At 64.5% G+C, this 13,704-nt stretch carries 13 protein-coding genes; 6 read left to right on the plus strand and 7 right to left on the minus strand.

Annotated elements, in window-relative coordinates; genetic code table 11:
• Positions 1-17: 17 nt before the first annotated feature.
• Positions 18-932, minus strand: a complete 915-nt coding sequence (locus ACK543_RS06000) for a LysR family transcriptional regulator (protein ID WP_409941940.1) — start codon at positions 930-932, stop codon at positions 18-20.
• Positions 933-1,033: 101 nt separating this feature from the next.
• Here ACK543_RS06000 and ACK543_RS06005 point away from each other — a divergent pair, with 101 nt between their 5' ends.
• Both ACK543_RS06005 and ACK543_RS06010 read left to right on the plus strand, forming a co-directional pair.
• Complete coding sequence (locus ACK543_RS06005) at positions 1,034-2,059, plus strand: sodium-dependent bicarbonate transport family permease (protein WP_409941941.1); 1,026 nt, start codon at positions 1,034-1,036, stop codon at positions 2,057-2,059.
• 84 nt (positions 2,060-2,143) lie between these two features.
• Positions 2,144-3,004 carry a fumarylacetoacetate hydrolase family protein gene (locus ACK543_RS06010; RefSeq protein ID WP_409941942.1) on the plus strand — a complete coding sequence of 287 codons (861 nt, stop codon included), beginning with the start codon at positions 2,144-2,146 and terminating at the stop codon, positions 3,002-3,004.
• Between the two features lie 295 nt (positions 3,005-3,299).
• On the opposite strand, the gene ACK543_RS06015 is transcribed toward ACK543_RS06010, so the two are convergent.
• A complete protein-coding gene (locus tag ACK543_RS06015) occupies positions 3,300-3,926 on the minus strand; it encodes a hypothetical protein (protein ID WP_409941943.1) in 627 nt (208 codons plus the stop codon).
• A 126-nt stretch (positions 3,927-4,052) separates the two neighbouring features.
• Positions 4,053-4,268: a putative motility protein gene (locus ACK543_RS06020; protein WP_409941944.1), complete on the minus strand. Its 216-nt coding sequence runs from the start codon at positions 4,266-4,268 to the stop codon at positions 4,053-4,055.
• Positions 4,269-4,570: 302 nt separating this feature from the next.
• On the opposite strand from ACK543_RS06020, the gene ACK543_RS06025 reads away from it, so the two are divergent.
• On the plus strand, positions 4,571-7,003 hold the full coding sequence (locus ACK543_RS06025; RefSeq protein WP_409941945.1) for a YgiQ family radical SAM protein: 2,433 nt from the start codon (positions 4,571-4,573) through the stop codon (positions 7,001-7,003).
• 37 nt (positions 7,004-7,040) lie between these two features.
• Positions 7,041-7,604: an NTP transferase domain-containing protein gene (locus ACK543_RS06030; protein WP_409941946.1), complete on the plus strand. Its 564-nt coding sequence runs from the start codon at positions 7,041-7,043 to the stop codon at positions 7,602-7,604.
• Between the two features lie 146 nt (positions 7,605-7,750).
• Here ACK543_RS06030 and ACK543_RS06035 read toward each other — a convergent pair whose 3' ends face one another.
• From ACK543_RS06035 to ACK543_RS06050, 4 genes are all read right to left on the minus strand, one after another.
• A complete protein-coding gene (locus ACK543_RS06035; RefSeq protein WP_409941947.1) occupies positions 7,751-8,278 on the minus strand; it encodes a superoxide dismutase family protein in 528 nt (175 codons plus the stop codon).
• Positions 8,279-8,422: 144 nt separating this feature from the next.
• Entirely contained in the window at positions 8,423-9,016 is a 594-nt protein-coding gene (locus tag ACK543_RS06040; protein WP_409941948.1) for a gamma-glutamylcyclotransferase, read from the minus strand.
• 271 nt (positions 9,017-9,287) lie between these two features.
• The gene (gloA, locus tag ACK543_RS06045; protein WP_409941949.1) at positions 9,288-9,674 is read right to left on the minus strand and encodes a lactoylglutathione lyase; all 387 of its coding nucleotides are present in this window, start codon (positions 9,672-9,674) and stop codon (positions 9,288-9,290) included.
• Positions 9,675-9,835: 161 nt separating this feature from the next.
• Positions 9,836-11,044 carry an amino acid aminotransferase gene (locus ACK543_RS06050; RefSeq protein ID WP_409941950.1) on the minus strand — a complete coding sequence of 403 codons (1,209 nt, stop codon included), beginning with the start codon at positions 11,042-11,044 and terminating at the stop codon, positions 9,836-9,838.
• Between the two features lie 105 nt (positions 11,045-11,149).
• Here ACK543_RS06050 and uvrB point away from each other — a divergent pair, with 105 nt between their 5' ends.
• Both uvrB and ACK543_RS06060 read left to right on the plus strand, forming a co-directional pair.
• Positions 11,150-13,240: an excinuclease ABC subunit UvrB gene (uvrB, locus tag ACK543_RS06055; RefSeq protein WP_409941951.1), complete on the plus strand. Its 2,091-nt coding sequence runs from the start codon at positions 11,150-11,152 to the stop codon at positions 13,238-13,240.
• Between the two features lie 228 nt (positions 13,241-13,468).
• The coding region (locus ACK543_RS06060) for an Rrf2 family transcriptional regulator (protein WP_409941952.1) at positions 13,469-13,704 on the plus strand (236 nt) is incomplete at its 3' end.

Consider the following 13,704-nt stretch of genomic DNA (forward strand, 5'->3'; position numbering starts at 1 on the left):
CCAAGTCCGACAGGCTCCTAGGCTCGCTCCAGCACGGGAGACGGGTGATGGGCCTGCGCCAGCAGGTGGGCTTCAAATACCTCCGCAATCGGCGCATGGCGCTTGCCGCGGGGACGCACGATATGCCACTGCGAGCCGATGGGAAAGCCCGCCACATCCAATCGCGCCAGCCCGTTGGCGGCGTGGGCGTCGTGCAGCGAATGCACCGACAGTACCGACAAGCCCAGATTGGCGGCAACGGCTTCCTTGATGGCCTCATTGCTACCCAGCTCCAGGCGCACGCGCGGGATAAATCCGACGGCTTGGCAGTGGGCATCCACCGCCATGCGGGTGCCCGAGCCGCGTTCGCGCAGGATGAATCGTTCGCCCTGCAAGTCCGCCAGCGTCAGGCCCTTGCGACCTGCCAGCGGATGCCTGGCGGGCGCGACCAGCGCCAGCGGGTTGGGCATCAGGACCTGGTCGATCAGATCCATGTCGGCGGGGGGCATGGACATGACGTACAGGTCATCGAGGTTGTCGCGCAGCCGGGCCACCACGCCGTCGCGGTTCAGAATCTGAAGGGCCACATCCACCTCGGGATGCTCATCACAAAAGCGGCCCAGCAGCCGGGGGATGAAGTATTCGGCCGTGCTGACCACGGCCACCTTCAGCCGCCCGCGGCGCAGTCCTTTCATGGCGTTCACGGTCTGGCCGAAGGTGTCCCACTCGGCCATCATGGCCCGGGCAGTAGCAGCCAGCTCGCGCCCCGCCTGGGTCAGGTGCACCTTGCGCGAAATCACTTCATACAGCGGCAGGCCCACGGCGTCGGCCACCTCGCGCAGTTGCATCGAGGCCGTCGGCTGCGTGACGTGCATGGCCCGTGCCGCCGCAGTCACGCTGCCTGAATCGGCCAACGCCAGGAACAGACGCAGCTGACGGAAGCTTACGTTCATAGATAAATAACAATGAATATTGTTCGATAAATCGATTTTACACAATGCTTCATGATCCCTAACATCGATCAGTCTTTCCAAAAACAAGCAACTACAACCCCATGCAGAACCTGCTCGATCCCGCCATCCTGTTCTTTGTTTTCGGCGTGTTTGCCGGTGCGGTGCGTTCCAACCTCGAAATTCCTCCGGCCATTGCCAAGTTTTTGTCGCTCTACCTGCTGATGGCGCTGGGCCTCAAGGGCGGGTTTGCGTTGTCGCAGTCAGGCTTTGGTGCACAGGTGGTCGTGGGCCTGGGTGCGGCGTTGACGATGGCGTTTGTGGTGCCCGCGTTGGGCTACCACTTTTTGAAGCGCCACGTGTCGCGCTTTGATGCGGCGGCGGTGGCAGCGTCTTACGGCTCGGTCAGCGCGGTGACGTTTGTCACTGCCATGCAGTTTCTGGAAAGCAACCAGCTCGCCTACGGCGGCCACATGGCCGCCGCCATGGTGATCATGGAGTCGCCCGCCATCCTCATGGCGGTACTGCTGGCCAACAGCCTGCGCCAGCAGGCCGCTGCGGCAGCCCCCGGCGGCGTGGTGGCGTCCGGTGGCGCTGCCGCGCTGGCGGGCGGCCCTGGCGCGGGTGGCGGGCCCGGCCTGTCGCTGCGCAAAGTGCTGCACGAATCGTTCACCGACGGCGCGCAGTTGCTGCTGCTGGGTGCCATGGTCGTCGGCTACGCCACAGGGGATACCGGCAAGGCGGTGATGCAGCCTTTTTCGGGCGACCTGTTCAAGGGCATGCTGGCGTTTTTCCTGCTGGACATGGGCCTGATGGTGGCGCGCAATTTTTCGTCGGTGCGGGGCAAGTCGCCGGTGCTGGTGGCGTATGCCGCAGTGGCGCCTTTTGTGCATGCATCCATTGCGCTGGCATTGGCCAAGCTGCTGGGTATGGCAGCGCCCGACGCTGCGCTGCTGATGGTGCTGTCGGCCAGCGCCTCGTACATCGTGGTGCCCGCCGTGTTGCGCTATGCCGTGCCGGAGGCCAATCCGTCGCTGTACTTCGGGCTTTCGCTGGGCGTTACGTTTCCGATCAACATGCTCATCGGCATTCCCCTGTACACCAGCATGGCCGTGCGCGTGCTGGGCTGACGGGAGGCGCTTGGCGGGCAACACCGGCCGGCGGGGCCTGGCCCGGCGCTGCGTACACTGCAGGCTCATCCAGGAGCCTGATCCATGAAACTCGTCCGTTATGGCGAAGCCGGTGCCGAGCGCCCCGCGATGCTGGACGCGCAGGGCACGCTGCGCGACCTGTCGATGCTTTTGCCCGACATCGGCCCGGCCCAGCTCAACCCGCGCACGCTGGCGGCGCTGGCGGCCATCGACGCCACCCGTCTGCCTGCCGTGCCGGGCAACCCGCGTCTGGGCAGCCCGGTCAGCGGCGTGGGCAAAATCGTGTGCGTGGGCCTGAACTACGCGGACCATGCCAGGGAGGCGGGCCTGCAACCGCCCGCCGAGCCGGTGCTGTTCCTGAAAGCCGTGACCGCGCTCAGCGGCCCCAATGACCCCGTGCGCATTCCCCCCGGCGCAGCCAAGACCGACTGGGAGGTCGAGCTGGGCATCGTCATCGGCAGCACCACCCGCCACGTGGAAGAGGCCGACGCCATGGCCCATGTGGCGGGCTACGTGCTGGCCAACGATGTCTCTGAGCGCGCCTGGCAGATGGAGCGCGGCGGGCAGTGGGACAAGGGCAAGAGCTACGACACGTTTGCGCCCATCGGCCCCTGGCTGGTCACCACCGACGAACTGACCGATCCGCATGCCATCGACCTGTGGCTGGAGGTGAACGGGCGGCGCGTGCAGCAGGGCAGCACGGCAAACTTCATCTTCGGCGTGCCGACCGTGCTTGCCTACATCAGCCAGTTCATGACGCTGCTGCCTGGCGACCTGATCCTGACCGGCACCCCGGCGGGCGTGGGTCTGGGGCAAAAGCCTGCACCGTGGTTCCTCAAGCCTGGGGATGTCATGCGACTGGGTGCCAGCGGCCTGGGCGAGCAGACGCAGCATTGCGTCGCACCCTCGGGAACCTCTGCATAACTCCCTGCGGTCTGCGCGGGCGCAGGCTCGGGCGCAGGCTCGGGCAGTCCACGGCGTTGCTTTTCTTGCCAATAGCCGTGCTATTGGCTGCAAAAAGCGCCTTGTGGCCTATCCCGATCCGCACCCGCGCATCCTCGCGAGGGTTCTGCAGAGCTTCCCTGGCAGCCCGGATGGCAAACACATGATTCAAAAAAGGCGGTTATGCACGCCTGTAATCGTTTTGTTGCTACAAAAAACGTAGTGGTTGCAGCGGCGACTGGCGGGTGACGGCACCGCGACCGACCCGCCCCCTGGTTCACCGCTCCAGTTCAATGGCCTCTACAAAAATCACCTCGCACGAACCGGCACCCGAGTCCGATCGTGTGAGCGAGCTGGTCCATTTCCAGCCGCTGGCGTGCGTGACCTGCACCAGCTGCCCCGTCATGCGGACGTAGCGGCCGGCCTTGGCCTGTTTGAGCGTGCGTTCCACGGCGGGCGTGGCCGGAATCATGTGCATGTTGGCCGATGACTCGATGATCTCCTGCACGGGTATGGGGGGCTGGTCACGCCACGAGTAGCGATACCACCGGCCGCCCTGCGTGATGTTCAGCGGCTCATACACCTGGGGGTCGGCCATGCGCTTCCATCCCAGCGCCAGGTCCACGGGCGACAGATCGGCCTCGCGCCCCAGGTGGTAGTCCTCGCGCGCCAGCACGCGGGCACGCACCGCAAAGCTCGCCAGCGGCTTGACCTGGTATCCCCTGAATTCAAAGCTTTTGCCGACGGGCGAACCCTGCACCGGGCCATCGCCCGCCGGGAACACCGCACCAGCGCCCGCGTAGGCCTGGAGCTTGTGGTCAGCATGCCGTACGCGCAGCGCCTCGATGCCAGAAAAGGCCACCACCAAAACGATGGAGAGCTTGATGACGCTGGAGAAGTTCATAGGGCGTGCGGAATTCGGCAGCAAATTGTGCACAAAGACCGATCCCTGGGGCACGGATCACGGGTTACGGGATCGCCCGTGCCTTGCGCGAACGGCCTTTGGCCGCAGCGCGATGCGCGGTGGCCGTCAGGCGAAGGTGTTGATCTGGGTGCCCAGCGTTCCGCTGGTGGCCAGCGCGGGCTGGGGCATGGCCTGCGCCACGGCGTCGAGCATGGTGGCGGCCGATGCAGCCTGGATGTCGAGCGCCTTTTTCAGCACCGCAATGTTCACGGCGTCGGCGCTTTGGGCGCTGGCCATGGCGCTGGCCGTGCTGACAATGCTGTTGGTGAGTGCGACGTCCATCAGAGGCTCCGGTGTGTACTTGCGTTATCGGCAACCGGCGCGGCAACTTGAGCGCCGGGGCCAGTGTGCCAGCCAGCGCCGCGCCGCCCGGGATACCTGCGCGGGCACGCCAAACGCGGGGAAAGCAGCGCGGTCTGACCTTGGCCCTGCTGCCAGCCGGCGGCCCGACCCGCGGAACAAGCCGCGCCGCTGCAAGGACAAGCGCCTGGCACAGCGACAAAAACCCTCTGCGCCTTTAAAATCGCGGGCTACCCACCAGAGCCACGCCCCGCCATGCCATGCGGGCGCGGCCCCCCTGCCGCATGAACGCCCCCGTCGACGTCTCCTTTTTTGCGCGCGCCGCCAAGTCCTTGACCAGCTACCGACCGTACTGGGCCAAGCGCTTTGGCACGGCCCCTTTTTTGCCGATGAGCCGCGCCGAGATGGACAAGCTCGGTTGGGACAGCTGCGACATCATCCTGGTCACCGGCGACGCCTATGTGGACCACCCCAGCTTTGGCATGGCCGTGATCGGCCGCACGCTCGAAGCCCAGGGCTTTCGCGTGGGCATCATCGCCCAGCCTGACTGGCAAAGCGCCGAGCCCTTCAAGGTGCTGGGCAAGCCCAACCTGTTCTGGGGTGTGACGGCGGGCAACATGGATTCGATGATCAACCGGTACACCGCCGACCGCAAGATCCGCAGCGACGACGCCTACACCCCCGGCGACGTGGGCGGCAAGCGCCCCGACCGCGCCGCCATCGTCTACAGCCAGCGCTGCCGCGAGGCCTACAAGGACGTGCCCATCATCCTGGGCGGCATCGAAGGCAGCCTGCGCCGCATTGCCCACTACGACTACTGGAGCGACAAGGTACGCCGCAGCATTGTGGTGGACGCCAAGTGCGATTTGCTGCTGTACGGCAACGCCGAGCGCGCGCTGGTCGAGGTGGCCCACCGCATCGCGGCCCGCGAGCCGGTTGCCAACATCACCGACGTGCGTGGCACCGCCTTTGTGCGCCGGCCCGACGACGACAGCGGCAAGGGCTGGTTTGAGATCGACTCGACCACCGTGGACGAACCCGGCCGTGTGGAGGCGCACATCAACCCCTACATGACGACCAGCGAGCAGGCGGCTGCCCAGGGCGCCAGCTGCAGCAAGGAAGAGGGCGGTTGTGCTACTGAATCAGGAGCGCAAAGTGCTTGCGGGACAAGCGCGACTGGCCAAAATGATCCAAATCCTGCCATTGCCCCCATCCAGTTCGTGCCCAACCCAGCGCTCAAGACACGACTGAAATCCCCTCCGCGTGAGAAGACCGTCATCCGCCTGCCCAGCTACGAGCAGGTGAAAAGCGACCCCGTGCTCTACGCCCACGCCAACCGTGTGCTGCACCTGGAAACCAACCCGGGCAACGCCCGCGCCCTGGTGCAGGCCCACGGCGAAGGCGTCACGGCGCGTGACGTGTGGATCAACCCGCCGCCCATCCCGCTGACCACAGCCGAGATGGACTACGTGTTTGACCTGCCCTACGCCCGCAGCCCGCACCCCGCCTACGCCGATGAAAACGGCAGCCACGACGGGGCGACCAAAATTCCTGCGTGGGAGATGATCCGTTTTTCGGTCAACATCATGCGCGGCTGTTTTGGCGGCTGCACGTTTTGCTCCATCACCGAGCACGAAGGCCGCATCATCCAGAGCCGGTCAGAGGACTCGATCATCCAGGAGATCGAGGACATCCGCGACAAGGTCAAGGGCTTCACCGGCACCATCTCTGACCTGGGCGGCCCCACCGCCAACATGTACCGCCTGGGCTGCAAGAGCCCCGAGATCGAAGCCGCCTGCCGCAAACCCAGCTGCGTATATCCGGGCATCTGCCAGAACCTGACCACCGACCACGGCCCGCTCATCAAGATCTACCGCCGTGGCCGTGCGCTCAAAGGCATCAAGAAAATCCTCATCGGCTCGGGCCTGCGCTACGACCTGGCCGTCAAGAGTCCTGAATACGTGAAGGAACTGGTGCAGCACCACGTGGGCGGCTACCTCAAGATCGCGCCCGAGCACACCGAGCAGGGGCCACTGACCAAGATGATGAAGCCGGGCATCGGCAGCTATGACAAGTTCAAGCAGATGTTCGAAAAGTTCAGTGCCGAGGTGGGCAAAAAGCAGTTCCTGATCCCGTACTTCATCGCCGCCCACCCGGGCACCAGCGACGAGGACATGATGAACCTCGCGCTCTGGCTCAAAAAGAACGGTTTCCGCGCCGACCAGGTGCAGACCTTCTACCCCAGCCCCATGGCCACGGCCACGGCCATGTACCACTCAGGCCGCAACCCGCTGACCCGCGTGCGCCGCCAGATGCGCGACGAAACCGAAGAGTCGGTGGACATCGTGCGCGGCGAAAAGCGCCGCCGGCTGCACAAGGCCTTTTTGCGCTACCACGACCCCAACAACTGGCCCCTGCTGCGCGATGCGCTCAAGGCGATGGGCAGGGCCGATCTGATCGGCAACGGCAAGCACCACCTGATCCCGACCTTCCAACCCTTGACGGACGGTGGCTACCAGAGCGCGCGGCGCAAAAACTCCACGCCTGTGGGGCAGCGCGTGCAGCCGCCGCCGGTATCGGCTGCGGCGGGCAAGGCATCGTCCCGATCGGCCAAAGCGCCCGGCCAGCCGCAAAAGGGCCGCATCCTGACCCAGCACACGGGCCTGCCGCCGCGGGTGACGGGCAGCGCCAAGCCGTCGGCGCGCAAGCCGCGCTGATCGCCCACCGCGCAGGTCGGGCGCGGCCCGTGTTGTCATGCCAGCCAACGCACCCACCATCATCATCCTTGCCTCTGGCCGCGGCGAGCGCTTCAGGGCCTCGGGCGGCACGGTGCACAAGCTGCAGGCGCTGCTGGCAGGCCAGCCGGTCTTGCAGCACACGCTTCATGCGGTGCGCGCCAGCGGCCTGCCGTGGCATCTGGAGCAGGCCCGTCACCCTGGCATGGGCGACTCGATCGCGGCCGCCGTGCGGCACACGGCCGACGCATCGGCCTGGCTGGTGCTGCCGGGTGATCTGCCGCTGGTGCAGCCCGCCACGCTGCAGCACATGGCGCAGGTGCTGGCGCATCAGCAAGCCGCGGTGGCATGGCCGGAGTTTGCAGGGCAGCGGGGGCACCCGGTGGCGTTTGGGCGGGAGTGCCTGGACGATTTGCTGGCGCTGCAAGGCGACCAGGGCGCCGCGCCCGTGCTGCGCCAGTGGGCAGGGCAGGGGCGGGGGCTGGCCGTGCCGGTGCAGGACGAGGGCGTGGTGATGGACATTGACACCATGGACGCGCTGGCCCGGGCCGAGGCGCTGTGGCAGCAGCGCCAGGCGGGCTGAGCGCCCCGCAGCCATTGGCCCGCAAAGCGGACATTCAGGCGCTGGCCCCATCAAAAAGCCGCTGGCGTCGCAGCGGCTTTTTCTTTGGATGGCGACGCGCTGGCCCAAAGGCTGTCGTGGTGCGTCGGCGCGCCAGGGGGTGCCGACTATTTGGCGGTAATCACCGCGCAGGCCACGCGGGGCCCGGCGTTGCCGGTGGGCTGGGTTTTGTAGTCGTCGGGGTCGCGGTGCACGATGAGGCCCTTGCCCACGATGTCATTGGCGGTGCTGCCCACGCGGATGGTGCGCGAGTCAAAACTGAAGCTGGCTTTGCCGCTGGCGTCGGCCTTCAGGCTGGGCAGGTCGCCGGCATGGTGTTCGCCCACGCCGTGGCTGCCGTGCGGCTTACCGCCGGGGTTGAAGTGGCCGCCGGTGCTCATGCCGTCGCCGCTGCTGCAGTCGCCTTTTTCATGCACATGAAAGCCGTGCTCGGCACCGGGCTTGAGGCCGCTGATGGTGCCGGACACCTTCACCACATCGCCTGCCTGAACAAAGTTGACCGTGCCTGCGGTCACGTTGCCACGGGTGGGCTCCAGTTTGGCTGTGGCGCTGGGGCCGGAGGGCGAGTTAGCGGCGCAGCCGGCCAGCGTGATGGCCGCAATGGCGGACAGGGCGATTCCGAAACGGTTCTTCATGGGGCGTGCTCCAAGGGTTGAAGGGGTGTATTGACCGGGGTACGGCGACCCAGCGATCAGCAGGCAGTGGCAACCACGGTGGCCTGCTCGCAGGCTTTGCGAAGGGGGCCAGCCAGCCAATGCACTGCTGTTCGCTGGCCAGCACTATGCCTGTTTTTGTGCCAGCGCGAGCAATCGGGCCAAGGCCCGGTCGTGAATGCCCTGGCGGCGCAGTTCATCAAAGGTGGCCTGAACATAGTCGCGCGTGGTGCCGTAGCGACCGCAGGCCTGGGCAAAAATGCGGCGGTATTCGTTGTCGGGCAGGTCGCCAGTGTGGTTGGGGCTTTTGCGCGACAGGGTGAACGCCAGCGCATTCACCGGCCCTTGGGGCGTGTGGCAGGTGAGCCAGCGCGGGTCGTACACGCCGGTGATCATCTCGCGCTGCCACAGGTTGGCCATGATTGGCCGGGCCTCAGACTTGTGAATGCGGAACACCACGCCCCGGCAGCTTCCGCCGGAGAGCATGCCCAGCACCAGCCCAGGACATTCGGGAGTGCCCCGGTTGATGCGGCTCCACATCTTCAGCGCCCGGTGCCAGCCGTGCACCTTGGCATGGCGGCGCTCGGCGTACTCAAACTCGGGCTTCCAGATGAGCGAGCCGTAGCCGAAGATCCATAGATCCTGATGGCCTCCCCATTCGCTCAATGCACGCTCCAGCATGGGGGCCGGATCTCGCAGGGGGGCGGGCCAATTCGTCATGGGGGCACTTTGTCGGACAACAACGGTTAACCTCTTTTGCCACCGACACCCTGTCAGCGGTTTGCGGCAGTGGGAAACGAATACGACTCGGTATCTGTACTCCCACTTACGATGATGCAAACTTTCATGCTTGTTCTACTCTCTGACTTCCGGTTGTTTGCCTGGCGGCTCACGATTGAAAGTCATGCGGAGGGATGTCCGATCACGGGACGAACCGCAACTGCCCCCTGGCGGATCCGAACGGTTCTCGCAGGCTGGCACGACCCATGCCTCAGGCGCGCTGGATCAGCTCAATCTTGTAACCATCGGGGTCCGTCACAAAGGCGATCACGGTGGTGCCGCCCTTCACGGGGCCTGCTTCACGCGTCACGTTGCCGCCCGCGGCCTTGATTTTTTCGCAGGCTGCATACACATCGGGCACCCCCAGGGCAATGTGGCCGTAGGCGGTCCCCATGTCGTAGCTCTCGGTGCCCCAGTTGTAGGTCAGCTCAATTTCGGCCTGGCCGGGGTTGCCGCCATCAAAGCCCAAAAAGGCCAGCGAATACTTGTATTCGGGGTTGTCAGACTGGCGCAGCAGCTGCATGCCCAGCACCTGGGTGTAGAAGTCGATGGAGCGTTGAAGGTTGCCAACGCGCAGCATGGTGTGGAGGAATCTCATGCTCCCCATTGTGCCGCCAAGTCGAAAACCGGGTCGTCGCGGGGTGGGCGTAACGCGCGCCCCTGGCCCCGGCGAGGCGATTGCCGCAGTGCGCCAATGATGTGGCGGTTGCCCGCTTACACCATGTGTGCCGGGCAAACATGGTGTTAACCGGCCCGCGTTCAGACGACCTTGGCGATCGCCTGGCAGACGTAGTCGATGTTCTTGCTGTTGAGCGCAGCCACACACATGCGGCCCGTGTCGGTGCCGTACACGCCAAACTCGCTGCGCAGGCGCACCATCTGGTCTTTGGACAGGCCCGAGTAGCTGAACATGCCAATCTGCGTGGTGATGAAGGACATGTCCTTGGTCACGCCCGCAGCCTTCAGGCCATCGACCAGCTTGTGGCGCATGGCCTTGATGCGCACGCGCATCTCGCCCAGTTCCTTCTCCCACAGGGCACGCAGTTCGGGGTTGTTCAACACGGCCGCGACGATGGCGCCGCCATGCGTGGGCGGGTTCGAGTAGTTGGTGCGGATCGCGATTTTCAGCTGGCTCAGCACCCGGTCGGTTTCTTCCTTGCTGCTGCCGACCACGCTCAGAGCGCCGACGCGCTCGCCGTACAGGCTGAAGCTCTTGGAAAAGCTGGTGGAGACAAAAATGTTCAGGTCGGCGGCCACAAACTTGGCGATCACCGCGCCGTCTTCGGCGATGCCGTAGCCGAAGCCCTGGTAGGCCATGTCCAGGAAGGCGGTGAGGTTGCGGTCCTTCACCACAGCGATCACCTGGTCCCACTGGGCGGGGGAGATGTCGTAGCCGGTGGGGTTGTGGCAGCAGGCGTGCAGCAGCACGATGGTGCCGGCAGCGGCGGCCTTGAGCTTGGCCAGCATGCCTTCAAAGTTGATGCCACCGAGACCGCCGTTGGCGCTCTGGTCAAAATAGGGATACACATCCACCGCAAAGCCTGCGTTGGAAAACAGCGCGCGGTGGTTTTCCCAGCTGGGGTCGGAGATCAGCACGGTGGCGTTGGGGCTGATCTTTTTAAGGAAATCAGCGCCGATTTTCAGGCCGCCGGTGCCGCCAATGGCCTGCACCGTGGCCACGCGGCCGCTCTTGACAACATCGGAATCTGCACCGAAGACCAAGCCCTTCACGGCCGCGTCATAGGCGGCGATGCCGTCGATGGGCAGGTAGCCGCGTGCGGTGGGCTTTTCCATCATGGCCTGTTCAGCGGCCTGCACACACTGCAGCAGGGGCAGCTTGCCGTTGTCGTCGAAATACACACCGACGCCGAGGTTGACCTTGTTGGGGTTGGTATCCGCATTGAATTGCTCGTTAAGGCCCAGGATAGGGTCGCGGGGCGCCATTTCGACGGCGGTGAACAGAGACATGAAAATCCTTGAAAGGTTGTCGGTAGCGAAGATTCCGGGCGTGGTGTACTGTGCCGGGTTAGCCCAATTTTAACGGCCGCCTCACAACACCCGTTGACCTGTTCCATGCCGGATATCACTGAAGTCATAACCGAAACTCAACAGGGCGAATTCGTCCGCTTCCCGGATTCGCCGTTCGAGTTGTTCCAACCGTACCCGCCGGCCGGGGATCAGCCCGGGGCCATCGCCAAGCTGGTGGAGGGCCTGCGTGACGGGGAGGCCTTTCAGACCTTGCTGGGCGTGACCGGTTCGGGCAAGACCTTCACCATGGCCAACGTGATCGCCCGCATGGGCCGCCCGGCCATCGTATTTGCGCCCAACAAGACGCTGGCGGCCCAGCTCTACAGCGAGTTCCGCGAGTTTTTCCCCAAGAACGCCGTGGAGTATTTCGTCAGCTACTACGACTACTACCAGCCCGAAGCCTACGTGCCCCAGCGCGACTTGTTTATCGAAAAGGACAGCGCGATCAACGAGCACATCGAGCAAATGCGCCTGTCGTGCACCAAAAGCCTGATGGAGCGGCGCGACGTGGTGATCGTGGCCACCGTGTCGGCCATCTACGGCATAGGCGAGCCTGAGAGCTACCACCGCATGGTCATGACGCTGCGGGTGGGTGACAAGCTGGGCCAGCGCGATGTGATCGCCCAGCTGATCCGTATGCAGTACCAGCGCAACGAGGCGGATTTTTCGCGCGGCAAGTTCCGGGTGCGGGGTGACACGATCGACGTGTTTCCAGCGGAGCATTCTGAGCTGGCGATCCGCATCGAGCTGTTTGACGACGAACTGGAGAGCCTGCAACTGTTCGACCCGCTCACAGGCCGCGTCAAGCAGAAGATCCCGCGCTTTACCGTGTACCCCAGCAGCCACTACGTGACGCCGCGCGACAAGGTGCTGTCGGCGGTCGAGTTCATCAAACTGGAACTGGCCGAGCGGCTGCAGCAGTTGCTGGCCGACGGCAAGCTGGTGGAAGCCCAGCGGCTGGAGCAGCGCACGCGCTTTGACCTGGAGATGCTCAGCGAGGTGGGGCACTGCAAGGGCATCGAAAACTACACCCGTCACCTGTCGGGGGCAGCGCCGGGCAGCCCGCCCAGCACGCTGACCGACTACATGCCCAAGGACTCGCTGATGTTCCTGGATGAGAGCCACCAGATGGTGGGTCAGCTCAATGCCATGTACAGTGGCGACCGCTCCCGCAAGACCACGCTGGTCGAATACGGCTTTCGGCTGCCATCGGCGCTGGACAACCGGCCGCTGAAGTTTGAAGAGTTCGAGGAGCGCATGCGGCAGGTGATCTTTGTGTCGGCCACGCCCGCCGACTATGAGAAAACCCATTCGGGCCTGGTGGTGGACCAGGTGGTGCGCCCCACAGGACTGGTTGACCCGGAAGTCGAAGTGCGCCCGGCCACTCACCAGGTCGACGATGTGCTGCAGGAGATCCGCATCCGCGTGGAAAAGCGCGAGCGCGTGCTCATCACCACACTGACCAAGCGCATGGCCGAGCAGCTGACCGACTACCTGACTGACAACGGCGTCAAGGTGCGCTACCTGCACAGCGACGTGGACACGGTGGAGCGGGTAGAAATCATCCGGGACCTGCGGCTGGGGGCCTTTGATGTGCTGGTCGGCATCAACCTTTTGCGCGAAGGGCTGGACATCCCTGAGGTTTCGCTGGTGGCCATCCTCGATGCGGACAAAGAAGGCTTTTTGCGAGCAGAGCGCAGCCTGATCCAGACCATTGGCCGTGCGGCGCGCAACATCCACGGTCGCGCCATTCTGTATGCGGACCGCATCACGGATTCGATGAGGAAAGCCATTGGCGAAACAGAGCGCCGCCGCCTCAAGCAGATCGCGCACAACCAGGCGCACGGGATCACGCCGCGCACCATCGTCAAGCGTGTGCGCGACCTGATCGACGGTGTGTACAGCGAAAAGGCGGGCAAGGATGCCGAGCGGCTGGAGCAGGAGGCCATCCAGCGGGCGCAGGTGGAAGACATGTCTGAAAAAGATGTGGCGCGCGAGATCAAGCGGCTGGAAAAACTCATGCTGGACCATGCGCGCAATCTGGAGTTCGAACAGGCGGCGCGTGTGCGCGACCAGCTCACCCGGCTCAAGGACCAGGCCTTTGGCGCGTCTGGCAAGGATGCAGTGGGGCTTTGACCGTGCCAAGCCTGGTTGGTCGTTATGTAACCGCCTGGTTTTATAACCCGACAGTTTTGCTTGGGCTTTGTGCTACACTTGTCCGAAACACTCAAGAAAAAAGCCCAGTGAAGAAGGGCTCCGCGCCAGGCGACTGGCTGGAGTAAAGGGCGGAGACGGTGCCATTGCTGCCAGCAGGCAGTGGCGGTGGTTTCTACAACGGACAAGCCTTAACACCAGGAGCTTGCGATGCGTCTCACAACCAAAGGCCGATTTGCGGTCACTGCCATGATTGACCTGGCCCTGCGCCAAAACAATGGTCCCGTCACCCTGGCGGCGATCAGCCAGCGTCAGCAGATCTCGCTGTCTTACCTTGAGCAGCTTTTTGGAAAACTGCGTCGCCACGAACTGGTGGAATCCACCCGTGGCCCCGGAGGCGGCTACACGCTGGCCCGCAAGGCGGGTGAGATCACGGTGGCTGACAT

Source organism: Acidovorax sp. (genome assembly GCF_046341535.1).
GTDB lineage: Bacteria > Pseudomonadota > Gammaproteobacteria > Burkholderiales > Burkholderiaceae_C > Acidovorax.